At 36.9% G+C, this 24,935-nt stretch carries 30 protein-coding genes; 11 read left to right on the plus strand and 19 right to left on the minus strand.

The window, feature by feature from the left end; all coding sequences use genetic code 11:
• Nucleotides 1–3: 3 nt before the first annotated feature.
• The 15 genes from MZHIL_RS05900 to MZHIL_RS05965 all read right to left on the minus strand — a co-directional run bounded on the left by MZHIL_RS05900 (nucleotide 4) and on the right by MZHIL_RS05965 (nucleotide 8,926).
• Complete coding sequence (locus tag MZHIL_RS05900; RefSeq protein ID WP_013898455.1) at nucleotides 4–972, minus strand: DHH family phosphoesterase; 969 nt, start codon at nucleotides 970–972, stop codon at nucleotides 4–6.
• Nucleotides 973–1,033: 61 nt separating this feature from the next.
• Nucleotides 1,034–1,384 (minus strand): prefoldin subunit beta, encoded by a 351-nt coding sequence (locus MZHIL_RS05905; RefSeq protein ID WP_013898456.1) that lies wholly within the window; start codon nucleotides 1,382–1,384, stop codon nucleotides 1,034–1,036.
• A gap of 62 nt (nucleotides 1,385–1,446) precedes the next feature.
• Nucleotides 1,447–1,713 carry a KEOPS complex subunit Pcc1 gene (locus tag MZHIL_RS05910; protein WP_013898457.1) on the minus strand — a complete coding sequence of 89 codons (267 nt, stop codon included), beginning with the start codon at nucleotides 1,711–1,713 and terminating at the stop codon, nucleotides 1,447–1,449.
• A 2-nt stretch (nucleotides 1,714–1,715) separates the two neighbouring features.
• Nucleotides 1,716–2,195 carry a Brix domain-containing protein gene (locus MZHIL_RS05915; protein WP_013898458.1) on the minus strand — a complete coding sequence of 160 codons (480 nt, stop codon included), beginning with the start codon at nucleotides 2,193–2,195 and terminating at the stop codon, nucleotides 1,716–1,718.
• A 5-nt stretch (nucleotides 2,196–2,200) separates the two neighbouring features.
• Nucleotides 2,201–2,338 (minus strand): DNA-directed RNA polymerase subunit P, encoded by a 138-nt coding sequence (locus MZHIL_RS10310; protein ID WP_013898459.1) that lies wholly within the window; start codon nucleotides 2,336–2,338, stop codon nucleotides 2,201–2,203.
• A 4-nt stretch (nucleotides 2,339–2,342) separates the two neighbouring features.
• Entirely contained in the window at nucleotides 2,343–2,630 is a 288-nt protein-coding gene (locus MZHIL_RS05920; RefSeq protein WP_013898460.1) for a 50S ribosomal protein L37ae, read from the minus strand.
• A gap of 71 nt (nucleotides 2,631–2,701) precedes the next feature.
• Nucleotides 2,702–3,484, minus strand: coding sequence for an exosome complex protein Rrp42 (gene rrp42, locus MZHIL_RS05925; RefSeq protein WP_048815508.1), 783 nt, complete (start codon nucleotides 3,482–3,484; stop codon nucleotides 2,702–2,704).
• The gene (gene rrp41, locus MZHIL_RS05930; protein WP_013898462.1) at nucleotides 3,474–4,373 is read right to left on the minus strand and encodes an exosome complex exonuclease Rrp41; all 900 of its coding nucleotides are present in this window, start codon (nucleotides 4,371–4,373) and stop codon (nucleotides 3,474–3,476) included. The genes rrp42 and rrp41 overlap by 11 nt, the downstream gene beginning before the upstream one ends.
• Nucleotides 4,374–4,431: 58 nt before the next feature.
• Nucleotides 4,432–5,205, minus strand: a complete 774-nt coding sequence (rrp4, locus tag MZHIL_RS05935; RefSeq protein WP_013898463.1) for an exosome complex RNA-binding protein Rrp4 — start codon at nucleotides 5,203–5,205, stop codon at nucleotides 4,432–4,434.
• Between the two features lie 11 nt (nucleotides 5,206–5,216).
• The gene (locus MZHIL_RS05940; RefSeq protein WP_013898464.1) at nucleotides 5,217–5,909 is read right to left on the minus strand and encodes a ribosome assembly factor SBDS; all 693 of its coding nucleotides are present in this window, start codon (nucleotides 5,907–5,909) and stop codon (nucleotides 5,217–5,219) included.
• 23 nt (nucleotides 5,910–5,932) lie between these two features.
• Nucleotides 5,933–6,736 carry an archaeal proteasome endopeptidase complex subunit alpha gene (psmA, locus tag MZHIL_RS05945; protein ID WP_013898465.1) on the minus strand — a complete coding sequence of 268 codons (804 nt, stop codon included), beginning with the start codon at nucleotides 6,734–6,736 and terminating at the stop codon, nucleotides 5,933–5,935.
• A gap of 89 nt (nucleotides 6,737–6,825) precedes the next feature.
• The gene (locus MZHIL_RS05950; RefSeq protein WP_013898466.1) at nucleotides 6,826–7,185 is read right to left on the minus strand and encodes an Rpp14/Pop5 family protein; all 360 of its coding nucleotides are present in this window, start codon (nucleotides 7,183–7,185) and stop codon (nucleotides 6,826–6,828) included.
• Between the two features lie 19 nt (nucleotides 7,186–7,204).
• Complete coding sequence (rnp3, locus tag MZHIL_RS05955; protein ID WP_013898467.1) at nucleotides 7,205–7,906, minus strand: ribonuclease P protein component 3; 702 nt, start codon at nucleotides 7,904–7,906, stop codon at nucleotides 7,205–7,207.
• Nucleotides 7,899–8,339 carry an RNA-binding domain-containing protein gene (locus MZHIL_RS05960; protein WP_013898468.1) on the minus strand — a complete coding sequence of 147 codons (441 nt, stop codon included), beginning with the start codon at nucleotides 8,337–8,339 and terminating at the stop codon, nucleotides 7,899–7,901. The genes rnp3 and MZHIL_RS05960 overlap by 8 nt, the downstream gene beginning before the upstream one ends.
• Nucleotides 8,336–8,926 (minus strand): 50S ribosomal protein L15e, encoded by a 591-nt coding sequence (locus MZHIL_RS05965; RefSeq protein ID WP_013898469.1) that lies wholly within the window; start codon nucleotides 8,924–8,926, stop codon nucleotides 8,336–8,338. The genes MZHIL_RS05960 and MZHIL_RS05965 overlap by 4 nt, the downstream gene beginning before the upstream one ends.
• Before the next feature lie 417 nt (nucleotides 8,927–9,343).
• Between MZHIL_RS05965 and MZHIL_RS10625 the strand changes: the two genes are divergently transcribed.
• Together MZHIL_RS10625 and MZHIL_RS05970 are read left to right on the plus strand one after the other, a co-directional pair.
• Complete coding sequence (locus MZHIL_RS10625) at nucleotides 9,344–9,496, plus strand: hypothetical protein (protein WP_013898470.1); 153 nt, start codon at nucleotides 9,344–9,346, stop codon at nucleotides 9,494–9,496.
• Nucleotides 9,493–9,705, plus strand: coding sequence for a sulfur carrier protein ThiS (locus MZHIL_RS05970; RefSeq protein WP_013898471.1), 213 nt, complete (start codon nucleotides 9,493–9,495; stop codon nucleotides 9,703–9,705). Before MZHIL_RS10625 ends, MZHIL_RS05970 begins: the two co-directional genes overlap by 4 nt.
• 80 nt (nucleotides 9,706–9,785) lie before the next feature.
• Here MZHIL_RS05970 and MZHIL_RS05975 read toward each other — a convergent pair whose 3' ends face one another.
• Together MZHIL_RS05975 and MZHIL_RS05980 are read right to left on the minus strand one after the other, a co-directional pair.
• Nucleotides 9,786–10,874, minus strand: coding sequence for a metal-dependent hydrolase (locus MZHIL_RS05975; RefSeq protein ID WP_013898472.1), 1,089 nt, complete (start codon nucleotides 10,872–10,874; stop codon nucleotides 9,786–9,788).
• A 33-nt stretch (nucleotides 10,875–10,907) separates the two neighbouring features.
• On the minus strand, nucleotides 10,908–12,482 hold the full coding sequence (locus MZHIL_RS05980) for a GAF domain-containing protein (RefSeq protein WP_013898473.1): 1,575 nt from the start codon (nucleotides 12,480–12,482) through the stop codon (nucleotides 10,908–10,910).
• Between the two features lie 229 nt (nucleotides 12,483–12,711).
• Here MZHIL_RS05980 and MZHIL_RS05985 point away from each other — a divergent pair, with 229 nt between their 5' ends.
• The 6 genes from MZHIL_RS05985 (at nucleotide 12,712) to MZHIL_RS06010 (ending at nucleotide 20,411) form a co-directional block, all read left to right on the plus strand.
• A complete protein-coding gene (locus tag MZHIL_RS05985) occupies nucleotides 12,712–15,039 on the plus strand; it encodes a type II/IV secretion system ATPase subunit (RefSeq protein ID WP_013898474.1) in 2,328 nt (775 codons plus the stop codon).
• Between the two features lie 5 nt (nucleotides 15,040–15,044).
• Entirely contained in the window at nucleotides 15,045–16,985 is a 1,941-nt protein-coding gene (locus MZHIL_RS05990) for a hypothetical protein (RefSeq protein ID WP_013898475.1), read from the plus strand.
• A 205-nt stretch (nucleotides 16,986–17,190) separates the two neighbouring features.
• Nucleotides 17,191–18,261 (plus strand): radical SAM protein, encoded by a 1,071-nt coding sequence (locus MZHIL_RS05995; protein ID WP_013898476.1) that lies wholly within the window; start codon nucleotides 17,191–17,193, stop codon nucleotides 18,259–18,261.
• Between the two features lie 126 nt (nucleotides 18,262–18,387).
• The gene (locus tag MZHIL_RS06000; protein WP_172633392.1) at nucleotides 18,388–18,699 is read left to right on the plus strand and encodes a DUF2551 domain-containing protein; all 312 of its coding nucleotides are present in this window, start codon (nucleotides 18,388–18,390) and stop codon (nucleotides 18,697–18,699) included.
• Nucleotides 18,700–18,767: 68 nt separating this feature from the next.
• Entirely contained in the window at nucleotides 18,768–19,664 is an 897-nt protein-coding gene (gene uppS / locus MZHIL_RS06005; protein ID WP_052306392.1) for a polyprenyl diphosphate synthase, read from the plus strand.
• A 255-nt stretch (nucleotides 19,665–19,919) separates the two neighbouring features.
• Nucleotides 19,920–20,411, plus strand: coding sequence for a hypothetical protein (locus MZHIL_RS06010; protein WP_157209646.1), 492 nt, complete (start codon nucleotides 19,920–19,922; stop codon nucleotides 20,409–20,411).
• Nucleotides 20,412–20,416: 5 nt separating this feature from the next.
• Here MZHIL_RS06010 and MZHIL_RS06015 read toward each other — a convergent pair whose 3' ends face one another.
• Nucleotides 20,417–21,553: an aldo/keto reductase gene (locus MZHIL_RS06015; RefSeq protein ID WP_048815662.1), complete on the minus strand. Its 1,137-nt coding sequence runs from the start codon at nucleotides 21,551–21,553 to the stop codon at nucleotides 20,417–20,419.
• Between the two features lie 100 nt (nucleotides 21,554–21,653).
• Between MZHIL_RS06015 and MZHIL_RS06020 the strand changes: the two genes are divergently transcribed.
• Nucleotides 21,654–21,833: a winged helix-turn-helix transcriptional regulator gene (locus MZHIL_RS06020; RefSeq protein ID WP_013898481.1), complete on the plus strand. Its 180-nt coding sequence runs from the start codon at nucleotides 21,654–21,656 to the stop codon at nucleotides 21,831–21,833.
• A 446-nt stretch (nucleotides 21,834–22,279) separates the two neighbouring features.
• On the opposite strand, the gene MZHIL_RS06025 is transcribed toward MZHIL_RS06020, so the two are convergent.
• Nucleotides 22,280–22,561 (minus strand): winged helix-turn-helix domain-containing protein, encoded by a 282-nt coding sequence (locus tag MZHIL_RS06025; RefSeq protein WP_048815509.1) that lies wholly within the window; start codon nucleotides 22,559–22,561, stop codon nucleotides 22,280–22,282.
• Nucleotides 22,562–22,774: 213 nt separating this feature from the next.
• On the opposite strand from MZHIL_RS06025, the gene MZHIL_RS06030 reads away from it, so the two are divergent.
• Together MZHIL_RS06030 and MZHIL_RS06035 are read left to right on the plus strand one after the other, a co-directional pair.
• Nucleotides 22,775–24,370 (plus strand): BCCT family transporter, encoded by a 1,596-nt coding sequence (locus MZHIL_RS06030; RefSeq protein WP_013898482.1) that lies wholly within the window; start codon nucleotides 22,775–22,777, stop codon nucleotides 24,368–24,370.
• A complete protein-coding gene (locus tag MZHIL_RS06035) occupies nucleotides 24,367–24,846 on the plus strand; it encodes a hypothetical protein (RefSeq protein WP_013898483.1) in 480 nt (159 codons plus the stop codon). The genes MZHIL_RS06030 and MZHIL_RS06035 overlap by 4 nt, the downstream gene beginning before the upstream one ends.
• Nucleotides 24,847–24,935 lie beyond the last annotated feature (89 nt).

Genomic DNA, 24,935 nt, shown 5'->3' on the forward strand with positions numbered 1-24,935 from the left:
GATCTATAAATTAGAAGGATTCTCCTGATCTTTGAGAATATCTATTACATGCATTTTACATTCATTCAATATTTCATCCAGATCTGAATTAACATCTATTCCTGCAGCGCCGGCATGACCACCACCAGTTCCATCGTAATGCTCACTGACCTCTTCCATGATCTTGCCAAGATTTACTCCTGCATTGACAGCTTCCCTTTTTGCACGGCCGCTTATCCTTGCTGTAGAATCCTCTCTGGAAGTACCTACAAAAGAAACATCTGCACCAATATTTATTAGCATAGAAGCAGCTGATCCTCCAAAAGAACTTACATGAGATGTTGAGATCAGCCAGTCACCGGTACGTTGAGTTTCTGCTCTTGATGCTGCTTTTAGCATTGCTATTCTCATTGAAATATCCTGCGGGGTACTGGCCATAAGATCAAGGACCTCTGCATATTCTACACCGCTGGTTTCCACTATTTCACCAACTGCTTTAAAAGTCTCTGAGGTTGCATGCTTGAAGTGACCAGTATCAGTAACAATGCCTGTAAGAAGCCCAATGGCAACTCTTGACATAACAGGAGCTTCCATACACTTGAGCACACTGAATACTATTTCCGCCGTTGAGGTGGCTTGCCTGTGAAGATAAAAATCTGCCTTTTCAGTTAGTGCAGTAGTAGCATGATGATCAATCACTCCATATCTGGAAAGCTGTATGTCATTTAGCTGAGCTGATGTTGAAGTATCAACTATCAGTGTGAACTCATAATCATCCGGATTGGGTGATTCAACAACATCTATATTTAATCTATCTATCAGTATTGAAGCAACTCTGTTATATCCATCAACAAGACCTACAGTACCACCAATTGCTTCAGATAGAGCAAATGCGCTGCTCACTGCATCAGGATCTGCATTACGATGGCACAAATATAGAATATGACGATAGTTCAATAGCCTGTTGTAAAAGTCGATTTCATCTACTTGCATTTACGCCTCTAATCATTACAGGATAATATCCTGAATTGATTAATTGTAGAATGATGGATTATTATTGTGCATTGCTCATCGACTGTTTGATCTGCTCCTGGAGCTGAGCAAATCTTTTGGAGATTCTCTCTTCCTGTCGGGATATTGATTGCAGTCTTAATGATAGTGACTCTATCTTATCTTTTAATTTAGAAACTGTTTCTTCTTTGCTTGCTTTGATCTGAAGGTCACCAATTGATCTGTAAATAATTACATCATCCGGCAGGTTTTCAAGCTCTTCCATTGCCATTTCAGATTCTTTTTTCAGAGATTCGGTCTGCATCTTTTGCATTGCAAGGGATTGAGCCTGTTGCTGGACCTGCTGGAGCTGAGCCAGCTGATTCTGTACCTGTGGGGGGTATTCTCCATTCATATTATTCACCTGGCATTTCAATTGATCTGAAGTGATTTTAATCTTTCTATTAAGATCATCTTTTATATTTCAAGTGCAGAATCTGCTTCCAGCTTATTGAATATTTCATAAGAGATAGCAATAAGACGAAGCCATGTATTCAGAGCAGAACGCATGGATATTATATCAGAAGACTGAACGGTCATAATTAAGGTATTGTCCTCAAGAAAAAGCATCACATTTGACCTATCTGATACAGGAGTTTCTATTTCAGGCAACAATGTATCATAAATATATCTTGCAATGCTATTATCTGAAATTTCAAAAATTGATCTGGAAGTTAGTTCCATTTTCAATACTCCTCATCAATTAACTTAAAACTATTGACAGCTAAATTCAAAATTATGCTGCCCGAGTCATAAAAGACCATATTTTCATTATCTACCTCCAAAAAACGAGAGTTGTTTTCGGGCACATCTTCAAAGATTCGGTCCTCAAATGGAATAAAATTACATATAAGTTCAGAAAGTTTTCCTGAACCTACACAGACAGGCAACTTTGATTTTAGTTTAGTATATTTCACAGTATGCAGGTCCCGGACATTAAAATATACAGAAAGGTAGGTAGAATTTCCACTTCTGTAAATAGTCATACTACCCGGATTTCCATGGTGATCTCCAATAACTAGCATAGGGCTTTCTTTGGAGATATCAAGTAAATAATCAAAACTGGTTTTACCACGATTGATATATTCAGAATTAAAAAAGTCTGCAAAGTATTTGCAGATAATTCGAGTCTTATCTGAAGGTTTACGAGAAGAAGTAATGATCATACTTCTTACTCTGCCTTAATTCTTTTAATAGTAGTGGGCCTTTCTTTTACCAGTATTCGGTGTCCGCAGTAGGGACAACGTATTCCGGTATATTCATAATCAATTTCCACAGCCCTCTTACAGCGAGTGCATTTGTAACCCATGGATTTACTCTACCTCTTCTATAGCTTTTTTAACAATACGCTGGACTGTTCTTCCAACAGGAGTTGTTGGGGAATAGGCTCCACCTGCAAAAGTATGTCCGCACTTATAGCATTTCCACATCCCAGTTCCGGCACGTTTTACTGTAGGCCTTGCACATACATTGCAGACATGCTCTTTTCGCATCTTTTCTTCAATATTTGCAACCTGTTTACGATCTCTTCGTCCGTATCTTGTACCAAACCTACCTGCGGATTTGGTCACATGTCCTTTACTTGTATATTTTTTTGCCATCGAAATTTTCCTCCATCAGTAATCTTATTGTTTAGCGGTCAATTTTTTTATAGCTCAGTGCTATAAACCGTTTAAATGTTCAAAAGATACTGTTCCCTTATCTCAGATGCTTTTTCTGTTGCAGTCTCAACCGCTTCAAATACCTGATCAGTGCTGAGAGCTCCGTTGCCACTTTTCTGCATTGCACAGATACTTCCATCCTGATTAGAGATTATTGTTAATTTTGTATCACAGATTGTTTCCTCATCTATAGTAGGATCGACCATTAACTGCCCTTCTATATCCACAAGACTTACAGCAACCGGCATTTCCCTCACAGGAACTGGTATGTCTTCACCGTAACCTTTTGTTTCACGTGGTATTTTTGCAGTCATCAGTGCTGCAATAGCACCAAGAGAAGCTGCGTCCAGAATATTTCCACCATCATTTAATACATGTATATCAATGAAAACCATCCAGACTTCTTCTCCTTCTGTAATACATAACTTCTTTAAATCAATTGTGCCTGATTCACGGATTCCCCTATCTACCACTCTGGACATTTCCACTGCATTTTCATTAGGAGGTCCTGGTTCAAAAAAAGGGGATGCTATTGGGTTCAATTCCATACTTGTAATAATAACTCCCTCATCTGGAGAATCAGGAAACGGTGTCCCAGTCTGTAGTTTTATACCTGCTATTAGCTGTGTTTCACCAAATTGCACCTTTGCGGACCCTTCAGCTTTTTCGACAACGTCTGTCTCGACCTTTATGTCTCTTAGCTGATCAAATTCACGATGATCCTCTCGCTGTCCTTTAAGCATCAAATTGTAAATATAATCTTTTTTAAGTCTGGCCATTATTTCATTGCTCATCGGATTCACCGTCCAGCTCTTCTTCCTCATTTATCTTTTTTTCATCAGGATCAATATCTTCAGGCTCATCTATCCCTTCATCATCTTCATTAGCAGGGTTATCTGCATCTTCATCAATTAGCTGTTCATCAGCCTGTATATCAGATAGATCTTCTTCGGTCAAATCAAAAGAAGAATCATCTCCAAATTTTGTGTACAATGCTTTTTTCTGGATTTCGAGGATCTCCATACACCCAGCCCTGACCATTTCAATAGCTTCTTTAAACTCTTCCTGTGTCAGATTTCCATCCATCTGGATCAGAGTTATCTCTCCGTCCTGAGTCATTGCTACCGGAAGGTCTGCAGCTCCAAAATTATCTTCATCTTTATTCAGGTCAAGAACCAGCTGACCATCGACTTTTCCTACTGCACATGCAGATACCAGACCTTTCATAGGAATGCCTGCATCTGCAAGCGCAATTGAAGCTGCATTGATTGCAGCCGTTCTTGTACCGGCATCTGCCTGAATAATTTCTGTAAAAATGTCAATTACAGTATTTGGATAAAATTTTGTAAGAACAACGGGTTCGAAAGCCTCTGCACTGACCTTTGATATCTCAACACTTCTCCTGCTGGGTCCGGGACGGATTCTATCCTCCACTGAAAAGGAGGCCATATTATATCTATATCTTATCAGCGCAGCATCTGGAATCTGCTTTCTTCGAGGATGAAGAGTCCGCGGTCCATATACAGCAGCCAGAACTTTATTCTTACCCCATTCAAGATAGCATGATCCATCGGCTCTGGAGAGTACACCTATATCAATCTTCATTGGCCTTATTTCATCAACACGCCTGCCATCCAGACGTAGACCATTATCATCGATGAATTTATCCGGTTTATCGCTCATAATAATTCTCCAAATTAATTTATAAAAACATATTCTTACGTCTCATTGATAGAACATTTCAATCTTCAGATGAATCCAGTAAAGCATCAATTTTGCGATGAATATCATCAGGAATTTCATCATCTTCCTGGAATTTAATATCATCTCCAGGAGAAACATAGCTATCCACATCAACATTGCTTTTTTTATCAGTTAAAAATTCATATATTCGGTCAGTAAGTCCATGGATATGTGACTCTTTGACTATCAATCTTATTGCATCAGTTAGTTGATCCATATTTTCCTCAGGACCGTTTATCCATATCCTTCCGTTCTGACCTACGAATATCTCACATTTTGTTTCCTTTTTAAGCATGGAAACCATAGACCCACCATGACCTATTATTCTTGGAACTTTTGACGGAGGGATCTCTATGACCCTTCCAATTTTGATGCGTTTGAGTCCACGTTCACGCAGTGTAAGTTCAACTTTCATGGATTGGTCCACATCTTTGACGCGCAAAATAGCAGAATCGCCAACATCCAATAAATCAGACATCTGAGAAGATTCAACGCGTTTGGGATATTCAGATACGTGTAACATACCTGTATATGGTGCACGGACATCAAAAAACCAGTTCGAAGATGTTATGTCAACTACAGTTCCAATTACATAGTCCTTTGCACGGGGTATATATTTTCCGGAAAAAGGTATAACATCAACTTTATTCTTTATATTTAATACTCCATATAAGGAAGAGTAAACTTTTCCTTCTTTAACATAAGTACCCAGGCCAGCGTTCTGTTCATTCTCAGACAACAATTCACCGGGTATGACAATTTTTCTGTCCATAATATAGCACCTTATAATAATTTGGTTTCAGCATCCCCTTTAGTCAGCCGATTGATAAGACTGTAAAAATCGTTCTGGATTCCGGCAGGTATCCTTACAACAGCTACCCATGATCCATCATTCTGCCATTCATCTTTTACAAGCTGACCGAACTTTGATATTTCACCATATGACTTTGCTGCATATTCCGGAGGGATTTTTACAGCCACATCAACCTCTTCAAATCTTATGGGAATAATTGGACGTATCGCTTTCATTACAATATTGACCTGTTCATCTATACTTTTGAACAGGTCTATATGCACTTTTGCCTCCTCCATTGCCTTTTCAATTCTTGAAGGAGGATGAGGGGTTTTTGTCTGGGGATTTATCGCGTTTTGCGCAATTGTAGTTATGACCTGTCTGGTTTTATCCTCCAGCATCTGCTTTCTCTGTTCACTGGTAAGCTGAAGTTCTCCATGTTCAATTATGTTCTTCGCAATTTCAATAACATCATTTGTCCCAAACACATTAGCAAGATCTGATTCTGATGAATGATCCCCTTTAGCAGCATCTTCAAAAACAGATTCAACTGCAAGAATTGATTCGACCTGCACATCGTCTCCTTTCTTCAGGGAAAGGGCACCTTCCGGATCTACCAGAACTTCAAATTGCTTTCCGCCCTTTTTAAGTCTTGCAGTCACAGCTTCATCTAAAGATACCATATTGAACACCTTTCACATCATAATTACTCAGAATCTTCTTCAGTATCTTCTTCTGACGATTCTTCCGATTTTTCTTCAGAACTCTCCTGTTCATCTTCTTTGTGTTTTTGAAGAATTCGATCCACATAGGATTTGACTTCATCAGATGACAGTTTCCTGAACATTTTGCTTTCTGTATCAACGATTCCAATCTCAACTGTTGAGGCATTTAACTTTCCTTCAGCTGACTGGTAGATAGCATCCATTCCAAGTTCAATGGCCGCATCCTGATCCATATCATCAGCATAGTTTGCTTCAAAAGTTTCCATGAAACTGTTTCTTCCGGCACCAATAGCAGTTGCTTTGTATTCCAGAAGTGCTCCGCTTGGATCAGTTTCGAACAAACGGGGTCTGTCATCATCAACACCTGCGATCAGTAATGCTGTACCATAAGGCCTTACACCACCAAACTGAGTATATGTCTGTTTATGATCACAGAGCCGCTTGGAAAGCACCTCTACACCAATTGGTTCATCATATGATACTACGTTGATCTGTGCTTCGATTCTTGCTTTATCTACAAGAGCACGGGCATCAGCAACAAGCCCGGAGGTGGCTACGCCAATATGTTCATCGATCTGAAATATCTTTTCAATTGACTCCGCCTCAATAAGCTTACTTGTAATTCTCTTGTCAACCAGCAGAGCAACACCGTCCCTGTACTTTATACCTGCTGCAGTAGTACCCCTTTTTACAGCTTCTCTGGCATACTCTACCTGAAATATACGTCCGTCAGGGCTAAAAACAGTAATCGCTCTATCATATCCCATTTGTGGTGCCATTTGCATGCGTTTATCATCTCCTGTGAATATTATATATGTAAAATTGGTTAAATGCCTTGTATAATATAGTCTACACTAATTTATATGTGACTGTATCAATGTTTATCGGGTTTAAATATATTCTCATTTTCTAAATACTTCTCTGTTGCTTTTGCCACAGTTCCAGATATCCCCATGACATATATTACTACAGGTATTCCAGCAATGGAGTTAACAGTAGCCAGTACCGCACGTACAGTATCAGTCATCAGGTAATTACATCTTATTATACCTTTTGAATTTTCATATTTAAGCAGTCTCATATTGCACTCGCTTGACCCTACATCTCCGATTAACAGGTTCGCACATGAGAATATTTCACTTATCAGATCTTCCCTCAGAACATTTTTCTCAGATACGAGTTCAAATGCAAGGTAACGTTTTTTTTCTCTTAATGTGGGAGGAAGTATTTTCAAATGCAAAGCCTCCAGGTCATCAATTTATAATCTCAACACCTTCGAAAATAAAGCTACTCTTATTGTTTTTTTCAAGCATTCTCAGTGGAGTATTGGATAATGCATCCATTGCTTCATCTCGAGTCATTCCAAATAGTTTTGCAAGCGCTATCATTTCCAGTGGAGCACGCATATCATAAATTGAAAATGAATTACTCGTTAAGATTAACGGAACATTGAACTTACGTGCAAGATTTAGATTGTTCTTAAAGTGTAACAATGAATGTACTCTTTTCCCACCACGTCCCTTTGTTATAAGATCGAGATTAAAATCAATAGCAACATTATTGGTGGATGCGGCTTTTGCAAGTACATGATTGAGTCCACTATCTCTTGGAGTAATAGGATGCGCCAGATAATCTATATTTGGATTTTCAACTGCTGCCCGATTTATTTTTTCACTCCCGCCATGAACTGAAATAATATCTACCTTATTCCTATATTTTCCAACAAGGCCGTGAAGTTTCGAAGGAGAATCAGTGACAATTTCTATTCCCCTATAAATGTTAAGTTCATCCTCCTCGTAGTCCATGTCAATGTCAGCTCGTTTATTGTTTGAGTGTGTGGTGATAACGATACCTGAATAGCCCAGATGTTTTGCAAAATCTGTAATTTCAGAAACTGAACTGGTCCCGTCTGGATAAGAATGTACATTACATTCATAAAATTTGTATTTATTCAAGCACTTCCTCCATAAATCTTCTGGCATTGTCCCAGTTTTTTGGGAAAGTGGTGATTTTCATTTTTACGGTAACTGCATCAGATGACGATGAGAGTTCAAGTTTTCCCTGATATGCTGTCTGCTTATCAAATTTCATGTAGAAGAACTGATCTTCATCAAGCCTGAGACTTATTTCAGATCTTAACTTTTCAAGATCATCGGGATTTAATTCCTTTTTTAGAAAGCTGATAAAATATCTGCACTTTGATCTTTGAGTGATCTGGGCATTATAAATGATAATTGGGTTGCCATAATGTCCCTCAGCGGATATGGTCTCAACTAACTTTTCTTTGTCAGAATCAATATTTTGCAAAAAAAAATCCAGGGCTTGATCAACCCTGGATCTATCTTCCGTTGAATGCGCGTTAACTCGCAGAGTAATATACTGAATCACTTGACCCGACTCAACTTTGAACTTATACTTGGCCTAGTTTTTTCTGTACCTTTACCACGGCCCATCATACCTCTGCCTTTCCTTCCAGCACTGGTTTTACCACGGTACGCACGTCCCTTCTGTGAGCTTTTACATATCCAGTTGAGATTCTTATCATTCTGAATGACAGGATGTGCAGGATCAACAAGAATTACCTCATACCACTTGGACATACCGTCTTCAGCTACCCAATATGAGTTCAGGACTTCCATGTTAGGATACTTTCTGCTAGCACGCTCCTCCGCAATTCTCTGTATGCTCTTTCCAGGAGTCATTTTGTTTTTGCCCATACGCTGGGTACGTCTACCACGCACGTACCTGGATTTCCTCAAACCACCGCGACGAACCTTTGCCCTTGCGATTATGATCCCCTGTTTTGCTTTGTACCCCAGTGATCTTGCACGATCTATACGTGTTGGTCTTTCAATCCTGACCAGTGAACCTTCCTTTCTCCATTTCTGAAGACGTTCCCACCTGAGATCCTTCACGTATGTATTATCAGGATCTTTCCATGCGTCTCTGACATATCCATAAAATGATTTTGACAATTTGGTCACCTTTGTTTCATCTTAGTTTCATGGTTCAATTCATCGGTTTAACGAATCACATCCCTACGGGAATATATCCCGATAATGAAACATCCGCTACTACATACCTGATTGCATTTAAGTTTTTGTGTTTTGTTCAGGTTTCTATGTAATGCAGTAGCATTTGTAGCATATATTTCTCGCAAAGTACATATAATTATCAACCATATATTATATTGTAGTTTTTTAACCATGCGAAGTTAATGCAGCTTTCAATCATTGCATCTTCAGGCATAGGTTAGTCCAGTACGAAATGATATGTGCTGGAAGGGAGTACTGATACCCCTGGCATGTCGCTGGTTTGAAAGCAGCCAGCCATGGAACGCCACATAATGTGGAAGTATATCAGCAAAAGACAGTTCTTTGAGGTGAAATGAAATGTCCAAGTTCCATAAAAGAGATACTGAGCGAAAAGGGGTTAAAAAGCATGAAAAACTGGAAGAAAAATTAATCCATGAAAATCTTAATGACCTTATCGGGACAGAAGAGCTCAGTGAAGAAGAGTCTGAAGGTGGTGAATATTTAGAGTGAGCAAAAAAATAAATCTCAAACTGTTGATGGGGAACAAATCTGAAAAAAAAATGGACGTGGACGATGAATGTACATATGAAGAATTGCTGAATATACTGGATATCAATCCTGAAACGGTTCTTGTATTAAACAATGGACAGGCAGTTCCACTTGATGAAATTATAGATTCAGGAGATCTAACAATATTAAAGATTGTTTCTGGTGGATAATCTTTTATCCTGTTCATTCATTTATTTATTCTGAAATAGCAATATTATGTACAACCTACTTGCATAATTCCCAGTCAAACTTAACTATTTCGTCTAAACCAGCTATCAGGTGCTTTTCTTTCATTTCCCTGCTGGTCTCTAAAAAACGCAACGAATTTACCTTCTGGATAGCTACGATCAAAAACAAATTCGTACTCCACAACAAAATATGCCCAGAATCTAACATATTTGCTTCGTGCATCCCCAATAACCACTGTTACAGAGGACTCATTAATCATAACTGAATAAACTGGATAATCAATTTGCTGGGCAGGGTTAGATGCATAGAGTTCATATGCTCTTTCAATATAAGGATTAATGTCGGTATCTAAATATTCATAGGTTGAATCGGTATAGGTTATTTTCTCAACATAGTCACTTCTTTTAATTACCGAATGATATGATATCTCCATAATTTTATAATGAGAATCATTGAATGAATAAGCAGATATGAAACTCGCAGGAGATACTGGATATGTGTTCTGGTAGCTTATTTTTGCATCTTCTATTTCAGAGACTTCGTTTACAAGCATATATTTTGCAAAAGGAGTCACTGCACACCATATAACAAAAATTACAACAAGAATATTATAGATCAATCTTTCATTTTTTTTTGCATAGGTATATATTTTGTTCAGCCAGTTTTTTCCAGCATCAACTTTATTTTTCATTTTAATATCTAATAAAAAAATGAGTATGGGTATAATTGAAATCACAGATATCACAGGATCAAAAAAATACATAGACCCCAGAGTGGATGGCTCATTTATAAAAGGATATAAAGGACGCATTTTCCAGCTTGTTGCATAATCAAGAAAAAAGTGGCTAAGCAATACGAGAAAGCCTGTAAATGTAAATAACCTGTTTTTTTTCCAGAACCATAGTATAGAAGTTATTATCAGTATGAAAAGCAATGAGTGCATGAACTCACGATGAACCATTAGATAAAATAGCTGTGTACGCAATTCATAGGTAAGTGCATCTTCTATTGCAAAAAAAATAATGTTTGGTATGAAATCAAGGTCAGGAATAACTGCAATCAAGCCTAAATATACTCTCTCACGTCCTTTAAATCCTAAAAATGATGCAATTAAAAAGCCAATTCCAAAATGAGATATGCTGTTTACCATTATAATTCAACTTTCACATACAATCATAGATGCTTACGCTTTATTAACAGTAAACCAGAATACACTCCCCTTACCCTGGGGGTTATCTTCAACTCCGACCTGCGTTCCATGAAGATCAATGATCTTTTTAACTATCGTAAGTCCCAGGCCTGTACCCTTAATGCCTGGTTTGTTCATTCGTTTAAACCTTTCAAAAATAAAGGGCTTGGATTTTTCATCAATCCCTTCACCAAAGTCGGTTACCATGATCTTCCAATACTTACCTGCATCCAGAATATCGATGATTATTCTACTTTTTTCTGGACTGTATTTTATTGCATTGGAAAAAATATTTACAAAAACCTCTTCTATAATCGGGTTTGCCTGGGCAAGATATACTCCCTCAGACTGAAAATCCACATCCATTTCTTTTTCATCGATCTGTGGGGAAAAACTATCAACTACATTTTTAAGCATAAGTCCTATGTCAAATGTTTCAAATTCAATATCCTCAATAGAATCCAACTTAGCAAACCTGGAAGCATCTTCAATCATTTTTATAACTTTATTGTTGTTACGTTCAATTGTCTTAAGGACCTGAATTTTCGAATGATCTTTTTCCTGGCCAATTAAAAGGTCTATATATCCCTTTACAACGCCTGCTGGATTTAATAGATCATGACGAAGAATATCCAGAAACAATTCTTTCAATTCATTGGAGCGTTCCAATTCCTCAGCATATGATCTTAGCTTTTCCAGCGACTTTTTTCGCTGAATGATTTTCCACATTCCCTGCATTAACAATCTCAATTGACGTACATCTGCTCGGTCATAGTCTTCATCCTTGTTTCCAACACCAGCTGTTGCCACAATTCTATCATCATCAAATACAGGAACGCTCATATAGCGTTCCAGTTCTACATGTCCCGGGGGATATCCTTTTTTAAGTGAATTGAATGATTGATAATCATTGATGATTATAGGCTTTCGCTGCCTTACCGGCTCTCCCCACAATCCGGTCGTTTCAATTGGATAAACAAATTTCTTATTTGGAACTGAACACTCTTTCATTACGCTGTTTGACCATGTATGCATTGTAAAGACAGTCTCATCTTCATTTAGAAACGCAACATATCCAATTTTGCTCCCGGTGAGGTTAACTGCAGCTTCATGGACAAAATCTGTGATTTCCTGCATTGTTGCTTTATCACTGATCATATTGAGCTTTAACAGACTTTCAAGTCTGGACTCATCCAATTTCAGGGCATCTTCTAATTTTTTATGTCGGGTGATATCTTCAGCAATGCAGATACCCCCAACGATAGAGCCATCATCTGATATATTCTGACTGCAATCTATCTTTATTTTAATTGACTTTTTGCCATCTTTTAGTTCAAGGTCTCCTTCATAATGAGTTCTTTTTTTGAAGAATACGTCTTTAAGGCTACTGAAAATAAGATCATTCTCAAAAACTTCATCTAACCTATAACCAATTATTTTCTCAGTGGGCAGCCTAAGAATATTTGCCATTTTTTCATTACAATCAGTAATGACATCATTGGTGTTAAAATGAAATATTCCATGTGGAGAATTTCTGAAAATCAGTGAATATTCATTTCTGATACTCATATTTAATTTCCTGATCGATTTTTGAAAATGATGATACACATGAATTACTATTGGATTACATTTTATTTAATATAATTCCAAAAGGAAAATTTTTGAAAATATCTCATATTTGATTTATTCTTAAGAAAGACAAATACATAATAAAGAAATTTATATATAGGCAAAATATTTGTTATTCTATAGTGATTTAGTGAAAATTTGAAAGAAGTTCAATGTGGAAGTGTAGCATTTGATATCCATAAGTAAGATATTGCAATCACTTAGGAAAAGTGAACAGCAAAATAAAATATGTAACTACAAGCTGGTTAATACTAGCAATGAAAGAAAAGTGATATTAAACTGTAAGAAATGTTCATTCTCATCAGACTTAAACGATAAATCCTGTCTTGATAATATAATCCATGTCCTCTTAAAAGAGCCGTATATTGATAGACTGGTACTTTCCCATCTGTATGAAAGAGAATATGAAAAGGAAAGTCTGACGATCTTAAAAGAATTTGCATATTTCTGTGATTTCATAAATGCTTATAACAACGCAGCGCTAACAGACAGCGGATGTACATATCCTGAGAAATTAAAATGTCAAATAGCAAGAAAAGAGATTATTGATGCTTTGATCGCGCAGTCATTTAAGGATCCTCTGCAAATAATGGATATTCTGTTTGAACAAAATGGAACTAAAATTGAAGGGCATATATTAGATAATCTTCCAGATCATTCAGAATGTAACAGCTGTATTGAACAATTCAATTTTATACTAAATGAAATCAAACAGAAAGCACTTATTACCAAAAATAGATTAAAGGCTCAAAAACAAAAAGCAGCCATATCTGACTACAATACCCAGATAAGATCTTATGTAAGGCCCTCTTTTTCAACTTCCAGAATATATGCAGAGCCTCCCGACAATACTGAATTTATAGAGTGTTATGACATTCAGTACAAAAAAGGAAGAGAGCTGGAAATATCCATATATGCATTCAATGATCGACCAGAAAAACTCTATTTCATAAAACCTTTCGAATATTTTCTGGATCCTTTAGACCTGAGTACAATAGAAAGAATCAGAAAAAAAATAATACGGCATCGTCCAGATGATCTAAGTTTTGCAGATCCAGCTAATTCAAGGGAATATTTCAGGCAGATAGCAAAAAGGATACTATTAGAAGATACAGAATTATATGGGAACTACCTGAATCCTTCCAGGGTAGATATTTATTCAGACCTTCTGGCAAAATACACAAGCGGACTGGGGATCCTCGAAGATATACTGTCAGATCCCCGTGTAACTGATGTGTATATCAATGCACCTGCAGACAGCAATCCAGTTAATGTGGTGATAGATGATGAAGAATGTATAACTAACGTATTTCTCTCCCAGAATGATCTGGATTCAATGGTCTCACGCTTTAGAGCCATCAGTGGAAGACCTTTTGGGGAAGCTACTCCGGTCCTGGAGATGAAGCTTGATGATCCAGATGTAAGAGTTTCAGTTATTGGAGATCCTTTAAGCTCTAATGGACTTGCATATGCATTCCGAAAACATGCACATACTCCATGGACACTCCCAAAGCTGATCAGTTCAGGAACAATTTCACCCCTTGCTGCAGGACTTCTAAGCTTTATGGCTGAAGGACAGTCATCCATACTGATTGCTGGAGATGTCGGGGCCGGAAAAACGTCGCTACTGAGTTCCATGATCGCCGAGATCCCTCAAAAATACAGAATACTTACAATTGAAGACACCCCTGAAATTCCTGTGAAACCGCTTCAAAATCTTGGATGGAAGATTCAGGGAATGAATTCCCAATCATCGATCATGAAATCAAATGCGGAAATGACACCTGAAGTTGCATTGCGTGCAGCTCTAAGGCTTGGAAATTCATCGCTTGTCATAGGAGAAGTAAGAGGTACTGAGGTCAGAGTCCTTTATGAAGCCATGCAGGTAGGTACTGCAGGAAATTCTGTAATGGGTACAATTCATGGAGCTTCAGCAAAGGCCGTTTATGAAAGAATAATAAATACACTGAAAGTACCATCTTCTTCATTCAAGGCTACTGATGCAATTGTGATATGCTCAAGCACGAGAACGGCTGGTGAAATGAACAAGAAAAAACGGGTAACTCAGATCGCGGAAGTAAATGATCTGATCACTTCTGAATACAGTAGTGATAATATGTTTTCTGACCTTTTTACTTACAGTTCATCAAAAGATTCACTGGTATCTGCAGACATTCTTGACCGGGGACAATCTGCACTGGTCAATAAGATTGCATCGAAAATGGGAATCTCAATAGACGATGCATCAAAAAACATTCAACTAAGAGCAAAAATAAAAGAAAAAGTTGCAGACTGGGGTAACAAAAACCCTGAAATTATGGAAATAGAAGCTTTGAGCATTGCAAATAATATGTTCTGGCTCTTGATGGATGAGCAAAAACAGAATGATATATTGGATTATAACTTTGTTTTCAAAAGATGGTTGGAATGGTTTGAGGATTTTGCACAGAACATGACAGAAAATCATTCATATACGTACTACTCTTTTACGGAGTGAATATTGTGCTAAATCTGGAAAACTGGTACTTTAAAAGCTGTAAATTTTTGAGTAAGCACTTTATATGTATTGCAGGAGATATCACCGGTTTTGAAAAAAAATGTGAACAGAGTGCCGGACAAAAATACCGAGATGCAATTACCTTTACAGGTATTGATATTGAGCCATTTGAAAGTACCCTTCTATCTTATGCAGGCGCTGTTATAACACTCCTATTGCTCCTTTTATTAAATCTTATCCTGTTTCAGATCACCACATACAGTTCAACTACCCTCATATTAATTTCACTGATTACGATAACTTTTCCCTTTATAGTCTTCACATATTTGAACAATTACATCATTGTACACTCGGAATTTATGAAAATACGTTCCCTAGGAGACATTCCAGAAGTACTTAGCTACATTGTTATGTCAATGAAGATGGTCCCAAATATGGAACATTCTATTTTATTTGCAGCAACTAATTCTAACAGACCACTTGCCCATGATCTGAAAAAGGTTTTGTGGAGCCTGCATGTAAGACTTTACAATAGCATGGATGATGCAGTAATAGAGTTTTCTGAAATGTGGGGTAAAAATAGTGAATATTTTAAAAGGGCACTTCACCTTATCAAAAGTTCTACAAACGAAACAGATGAAGCTCAGAGAATAATTGTACTCAATAGGGCTCTTGATATAGTTCTCGATGGAACTAAAAATATAATGGAAATTTTTGCTTCCAGACTCAAAACACCCACATATATATTGTACTCAATATTTATCCTTATACCTCTGGCACTTGTAGCTTTATTACCTGCAGTTACAGTGGTGGGATGGAGATTTAATATAGTTACTCTGATACTATTTTACAATATAGTGCTTCCAATTGCTACTTTTGTCTATGGGGAGTATATACTGATGCAAAGACCAGCGGCTTTTCTTCCCCAGAGGATACCAGAAACACATCCAAAACTTGAAAATATACAAAACAAAAAAATAATTGCCCTCATTATTGCAGGTATAATAGGAGCATTTACAGGACTGTCAGGATATCTATGGATCGGTCTGGGCAATCCGGGTGGTATTGTTTCCACATCTACAATGGAAGGAGTTATTCCACCAACAGTTCCTGTACTTTGGGGATTGGTTTTTTCCTTTTCCCTCTATTTACATACAGTTTATAGTCCCTATAAACAGATAAGAGATAATATCCAAAAAATGGAACATGAGTTTGCAGACTCACTTTTCATACTGGGAAGAAGAATTTCAGAAGGACGATCTGCAGAAGAATCGTTTGCACATATTTCAAAAACTATGAAAGGTTCTGCAATTGCCAGTACTTTTGACACAATATCCAGCAATATAATGAGCCTTAGAACTGATATTAGAGCAGCAATGTTTGATGATGATTTCGGGGCACTCAAGGACATTCATTCTGATAGGATTAATACTACGATGAAACTATTTGCTGAAATTGTCCAGAAGAGTCACATCTCTGCAGGTACTGCAGTCATTAAACTGGCAGATCATTTAAAGCAACTCCAGGAAGTAGAACGCAACATCAAAAGGTCTCTTTATGATATTACCTCAACTATGAGGTCAACGATCACAGTATTTGCACCTCTTATAGGTGGAGTTACAATTGCGCTTTCTGAAATAATAGCTGCAATACTGCATAATGTGGCTGAGAGTATGGCACGTCTGCCACAGAACATGATGCCTGGACCTGCACAGATCGACCCATCAAATCTAAATCAGTCGATACCAACCGATCTGTTTACCCTTACAATTGGATTATATATTATAATGATAGCAGCTATACTAACACGCTTTTCCGGTACTATTGAATACGGGGGGGATAAATATCAGCTTATGTATGATCTCAGCAGGATGCTGCCCGTTTCTGTGGTAGTCTTCTCGATATCTACAATATTTTCCAGAATAATATTTGGAAATCTCATATAAAGTCTGCAAAGCCAGATCATTTATGGCCATTATTGCAATCATCTGTATTGACAATCGGTACCGCAGATATGAAAACTATTTCCTGAAAGTATAAACAATTTTAATGTTAAACTATTATTTCGTATATATTAATATGTGATCAAAGATTAATAAAGCTGAGTAATTAACTAAATATACCAGCAGATTGAATGAACTGAACATTAAAATGAATCTTCAAAATAATCTCAACCAGAATAATATCTTCACAGGTGAAGCAGGATCGTTTTATAATTATTTATCAGAAGGCTGCAAGCTATGCCAGGAAGGTGCAAAAATGGTCCTTTTTGTAACCGGAAGCTGCTGCAATACCTGTTTCTATTGTCCCTTATCAGAAGAGAGGCAGATAGAAGTAACATATGCTAACGAAAAACAGGTCATCTCAGATGAGGATATTATCCATCAGGCAAAAATAATGGATGCTCTTGGCACGGGAATAACAGGAGGTGAACCATTGATTGCAGAAGATAAAGTTATGCATTACATAGAACTTTTGAAGTCACAGATGGGCAGCAGTCATCACATACACCTTTACACATCCCTTGCACCCAGCACAAAAACACTTGAAAAACTTGCCAGCGCAGGACTTGATGAAATAAGATTCCATCCACCACCAGATCAATGGAAATCACTCAAAGATTCAGAATTCATTAGATCAATTAAGCAGGCAGTTAGTATGAATATATCAGCAGGTATTGAAGTTCCATCCATAATGGGAATAGCAGATATAGTTGATACAGTTAATGAGCTGGAAATATTCCTTAACATTAATGAACTTGAATTTTCAGATACAAACGCAAACAATCTGTACAATGCAGGCTACATGCTTAGGGATGATATTTCAAATGCTGCAGCTGAATCTGAAGAAATAGCAAAAAAAATTGCACACAAATGTTCCAGAATCCACTTCTGTTCATCCAGATATAAAGATGCAATACAGCTTAGAAAAAGACTGATCCGAATTGCAGGAAACACATCCAGGATATTTGATGAAGTAACCGAAGACGGAACTATTGTACACGGGGTGGTTATACACCATAATATAAGTGAGCTTATTCTAACCTTAAAGCAGATCCGAGTTCCAGAAGATATGTATCAGGTAAAAGATGATTGTGTAGATATTGCATGGTGGATACTTGATGATATCTCAGAATACCTGAAAGAAGCAGGCAGTGATGTTAAAATAATTGAGAGGTATCCCTGGAACAGGGGTCTGATAGTTGAAACAATACCCATCTGAAATGTTAAAATTTATAAATAAGAAAGATATAAGTCTATCGATCTCAGAACTGGTTTTGTTCAATTCACAATAAATTACATAGGTTTATAAATTAAAAAATGCATAATAATTACAATAATTATAGAGGTGTTTGTGCTGGAAACAATAGAAGACCGGGTACGGGCAAGACTAATTAAATATCTTGGCCGGGATGATACCGGAATACGCAAAGAAGTGCTGAAATTATTTTTAGAAGGAGGATCATTTACTACCAACGATGTTTATGAGCAGCTTCAAAAGCGTGGTTATAATGTGAGTTATAGGGGTGTTTCCGCAATGGTAGGACTGATGAACACCAGACTTGGCATTTTAAGTATCAATGTAACCGGAGATCACAACATATATTCTCTTAAAGAAGATTACAGAGAGATAGTTGCCTCTGTACTCAAAAATTACTGAGAATCCCCAGGTAAAGACTGTACATATTCACATAATTGTTCCTTGAATATCATGTTATCGGTGAACTTATGATTAATAGGATAATTAAATTCCTTTATCAGGGATATGAAAAGATTCTCTTTCAGGAAGTATCAAAAGGTCCCCTTCCCGCACATATTGCAATTATTATGGACGGAAATCGCAGGTTTGCCAGCAAAATTGGAAAAAATAGTTATTTTGGGCATTCAAAAGGCGCAAGAGTAACTGAGAATCTAATCCGGTGGTCATGGGAAATCGGAATAAAGCAACTTACAATTTATGCTTTTTCTGCACAGAACTTTAAAAGATCACCAAAAGAGATCAATGATATTTTCGATCTGATGTCCAGAAAATTTGACAGAATGTCTGAAGATGAGGAAATACATGAAAATAGAGTAAAAGTTAAAATAATTGGCGATAAAAACCGCATTCCACCTTTTCTTCAAAGGTCCATAGATCGACTGGAAACAAATACACATAATTATGATCAGTTCAACCTCAATATTGCGATCGCATATGGCGGACGTCAGGATATCGTTCAAGCCACACAGGAAATAGCAACCAAAATAAAGAACAAGGACCTGAGTGTTGATCAAGTAACTGAAATGACTATTTCTGAGCATCTTTACCCGGCAGATGATGCAGCAGTTCCAAATGTGGATCTGATAATACGCACCGGAGGGGATGAAAGAATTTCCAACTTTCTTCCGTGGCAGACAAATGGCAATGAATGTGCAGCATATTTTTGTGCACCATACTGGCCTGAATTTAAAAAGATCGATTTTTTACGTTCTATCCGAGTGTACCAGGCACGAAAGATCGAGGTCAGGAAGAACAATGCGCTGAGAACTGCGCAGTTGCTTGCTTCTATTGGAAATAAAAGATCATTTAATGCAAAGAGTAATCAAACCGATTTATCGATCAGTGATTGTCATAAGAATTATTAAAATTCTTTTTTTGGATCATAATATTTGGTCCTTCTTTAAATTCTAAAAGGAAAATTTAATCTATCATAGTGATTGACTATGCATTAAATGACTTCTTTTTTAGACATAAGAAACAGTAATATACACACAGTATCTGACAAATTGGATGTTTATCACAAAACAAGCAACTGTGTCTGTGTAATATATAATGACATACTGGATGAGTGGTTATTTTTCATACCTAACAATAAAGACATATGTTCATTTAAAAGCATAATGAAGAAGATTTATTTTAAAAATTATTTTTCTTCAGATATTTCAGATCTATATTCATTTCTCCAGCGGGATTTTGCTGTTGGTTTTGATCTGAAAAAATTTAAACATATATTCATGCCGCAGGTCCACAGTAAAAAAGAAAAAGATCCATTCAATTTTGATATATTTGAATACATATCCAATTTTACCGGAAGACCCATATCCCTCGATAATATAGCAGCTCAGACATTACAGGTAGGCCTTAACCATAAAAGCAAACTTCCTGTCATCGAATGGGAAACCGAGAACATGAAGAATCATCTTGATGTATATAGAAACATTGAACATGGTTACCACATATCGGCAGGAATCAATATATACAATACTATAGACCAGTGCAGACATAATGTAGAACTTGTACATGGAATTTATACTTTCGGTGTAGAAAACGGATATATCAGTTATCTTGATAAAGGATCAAATACTGTTCTAAAAATGGAAGTTGACTGGTGACCTGGTCATTTCTCCAGCACATCAACGACTTTTTGCAGCGTTTTTATGATTGGGATATGTTGAGGACATCTAGATTCACATTGACCACATCCGGTACATTTTGAAGCTTTTCTTTCATTTCCAAGGTGATTTATGTAGTTTTTTCTTGTCATTTCAATATTATTGAATATTGAGGCATTATTCAGATATTTGAAATTCAGAGGTATATTCACCCCGACAGGACATGGAAGACAATATCGGCAGCCTCCACAGTCTACCGCAAGCTTTGTACGGTACATATCTCCTACCTTTGAAATTATATTTCTTTCTTCAGTGGTCAGCAATCCAGAATAACCATTTTCAGCAGCTTTCAGATTCATTTCCAGTTGTTTTATGTTTGACATTCCGCTTAGCACAACATCTACTTCCTTGTAATCCCATAGATACTCAAGACACCACTGGGCCGGACTCCTCTGGACATCGCAACTGTCCCATACTTTCCTGATATCCCCTGGAACCATCTCAGCAAGACAGCCACCGCGCATGGGTTCCATAATAACAATCCCCAGCCCTTTATCAGCTGCATAGAACAATCCATCTTTTCCTGCCTGATAGTATTCATCCACTATATTGTACTGTATCTGGCATAAACTCCATGAATATGCATCAACAATTTCCCTGAAGGTTTCATTATCGTCATGAAAAGAAAAACCAGCATATTTTATTCTACCATCATCGATGGCAGAATCAAGAAAATCAAATAATCCCAGTTCTGTCAGGTTCTTCCAGTAATCACTATTCAAGCTATGGACAAGGTAAAAATCAATATGATCAGTATTCAGTTTCCGGAGTTGTTCTTCAAGATAAATATCCATATCTTCCCTGCTTTTTATATCCCAACTTGGTAATTTTGTTGCAATGTAAACCATTTCCCGATATCCATCTTTAAGAGCATCACCTAGAAAAGATTCACTTCTACCTTTGTGATATGGATAAGCCGTGTCAATATAATTGATTCCAGAATCTATGGCATAATGAAGGAGCTGAGCGGCTTTTTCCTGATCAATCATTTCAGGCTTCTCATTGAAAACAGGAAGTCTCATGCATCCAAAACCAAGTATAGAAACTCTCTCACCTGTCTGCCCAAGTTTTCTGTATAGCATCATCTATATTAACTGTGTTTTTAGTTTTAAGCTTTTATGAACAAAATATTAAAATGTAAGTATGAAATAATGGAAATAACCAACAAAAAGGAGGCATTGGATGGATAATGAACAAAAAATTTTGAAAGCAATGAAAGATGCTGGAAAACCATTAAAGTCAGGTGAAGTTGCAGAGATGACAGGAATTGATAAAAAGGAAGTCAGCAAAATCATAAACAACCTGAAAAAAGAAGGTACTATAATTTCTCCAAAAAGATGCTATTATGAGACAGCAAGTTAATTATGAATGAGTAAAACATCTTTCACTTTCAGTAAAAAATTATCATAATACAAACAAATTTACATTTTCAGATATTCATGTTGCAGATATGATTTTATGCCTATCCAATTTTTTTAATAGACGTAGCTGATATGTACCAGGAAAGGACCAAACCATACCTTAGAGTGTATTCTTAATAAAGTTCCAGATTGCTATATTTGGAGCATGGTTATACTCAATGAACACGTACACAGAAAATCCTGTGACTTTGAATTTCTTGAAGTTAATTCTACATATAAAAATATGGTCGATTAAAAGATAAACATATTACTGGAAAAAGGATTACTGAAACTTTTTTCCCTCCATTAAAAGTGATAATTTTAACTGGATCAGGCTCTATGGAAACGTTGAGTTAGCTGGTTAAAAAGGAAATATAGAGCAATTCATTTAGTCATCTTCATTTCCCATCATAACATTTTCAACATATACTTCACCTCTTGGAGAAAGCTGATATATAATACAATATTATCTTTTGTTCTTTTTTCTATAGATAGAGAAGATTCTAACATACTAAGATGGAACTTGGTTTGCATTGCATCTATTTTTAGCTCTTCTCTAATATCATCTGCTCCCATAGGATATCTTGCAAGCATGTCTAATATTTGTCTTCGAGTGGGATTCTGGAGTGCCATTAAGCTGGCTTCATGATCCTGAGTTGGATTTATATTGAGTTTACCTTCCCTTTTCATCCAATCTTGCTTATCTCATCAATATATGCAATTTAGGTGAAAATATTTATTCATTTACTGGATGAAAATATAATTATAGAGATATTCTTTCAGAATAAAAAGGTAAATTTTTAAGTGTTGCATATGTGATTTAACTCCAGTAATGAAAATGATATCAATATATCTGCATAAGTATAAATTATAATATCAGGAGATATACGGAGACATTTATTGATGAAAGATCCGCATATGTACAGAATTAATCCGCAGGTATTTTATTTTTCTGCAATTATTGTATTGCTCTTTGTTACAATGGGAGTTTTGTTCACTGGGCGAATGTCTAGCATATTTAGTACAATTCAGGATCTTATAGTTACCAACTTTGGATGGTTTTATGTGCTGGCTGTTGCCTTTTTTCTTATTTTTGTAATAGGGCTTTATTTTAGCAAATATGGGCATATAAGACTTGGTAAGGACTCTGACAGACCTGAATACAAAAATAGCACATGGTTTGCAATGCTCTTTAGTGCAGGTATGGGAATCGGCCTTTTATTCTACAGTGTCGCAGAGCCAATCCTTCATTTCTCACAACCAAAAGAAGCATCTCCAGAAACCATAAGTGCAGCAATGGAAGCTATGAATCTGACTTTTTTCCACTGGGGACTTCATGCATGGGGGATATATATTATAGTTGGGTTATCACTTGCTTATTTTTCATACAGGCATGATCTTCCATTAACCATCCGTTCAACCCTGTATCCAATTTTTGGAGAAAAGATATATGGAATCCGTGGAAATATTGTTGAAGTAATCGCAATCTTTGGAACTCTTTTTGGTGTTGCTACCTCTCTTGGATTGGGAGTTATGCAGATCAATGCTGGTATAGATCATATTGGATTGGTTTCCTATTCCCTCAATAATCAAATCCTGTTAATTGCTATAATTACCTTGATTGCCACTATATCTGTTGCATCAGGACTTGATAAAGGAATTAAGACTCTTAGCCAGTTTAATATAATACTGGGCATATCACTGGTAATTTTCGTTTTGATTGTGGGTCCTTCCATATTCCTGCTAAGTTCTTATGTTCAGAGTATTGGGTTTTATCTGCAGAATATAGTCTATTTGACTTTCCAGACAGATGCTTTCATAGGTCTTGACTGGCAAAAATCATGGACTATGTTCTACTGGGGATGGTGGATATCATGGTCTCCTTTTGTAGGCATGTTCATAGCAAGAATCTCAAGGGGACGGACTATTCGTGAATTTATAATGGGTGTTTTACTGGTTCCTACTCTGGTTACATTTCTCTGGATAGTTGTATTCGGAAATACTGCAATACATATGGAACTATTTGGTTCAGGAGGAATAATAGAAGCAGTTCAAGAAAGCGTACCAACTTCACTTTATGTGCTCCTTGATCAGTTACCAGGAGCCTTTATCACAACTCTGATAGCCACCACTGTGATAGTGACTTTTTTTGTTACATCTTCAGATTCAGGTTCTTTGGTTATCTCCATACTCTCATCCGGGGGAAATCCATATCCACCAATGGTTCTTAGAATTTTCTGGTCACTTCTTCAGGGAGCAGTTGCAGCAATACTCCTTATAACAGGCGGGTTGGCCAGTCTTGAAACCGCAGCACTCACAACAGCTCTACCTTTCAGTTTTGTGATGATACTTATGTGCTATAGCCTTCATAAAGGACTGAAGGCAGAATCCCTTGGGTACGATGTCGTTGATGCAGACATACCGCCTCCACCAGAAAGTACATCACAGGTGAAAACAAAGACATTAATAAGGGACCTGCTAGGAAGGGGTAAACAGTGAGCTGGTGGAAGGAACAACTTAAAAGTATCATTCAGGAGAGTTCTGAATCCAATAATTATAAGCATCCAGAGAACTTAAATGTCAAATTCGCACAATTTAAATTAAGAAAAGTATTTAGAGATATTATAATTCCTGCACTTGATGAGCTCAAAGGAGAAATCGAAAAATACGGTCGCAGAGTAGTAATCGAGGTCGATGATACAGGTTTAAACTCTGCTACGATCATTGTATATGCCTGCTCAGAAGAAGATAGACACAAAGAAATAGAAGAATTCTATTTCCAGATAAAAGGCAGAGCATATCAAAAAGCAGGATTTGCATTTCCAGAACATGCAGAAGAAGGCAAACCCCGGATAACAAAAGTTGAAATTTTGCTCAGGAGCGGAACTCTTGCAGAGTATGATGTGGAGGAAGTTGACAAGGATAATATAATAGAAGTTTTTGTAGAAGAATATTCCAAATGGATAAATTATTGAATGCAAATTCAACCTTTCAATCAGATTACACCCATAACATGAAGCGCATTATGGAAATATTATCAGGTGTGACTGAAAAATTAGCAGAT

Origin of the sequence: Methanosalsum zhilinae DSM 4017, assembly GCF_000217995.1 — an archaeon.
GTDB lineage: Archaea > Halobacteriota > Methanosarcinia > Methanosarcinales > Methanosarcinaceae > Methanosalsum > Methanosalsum zhilinae.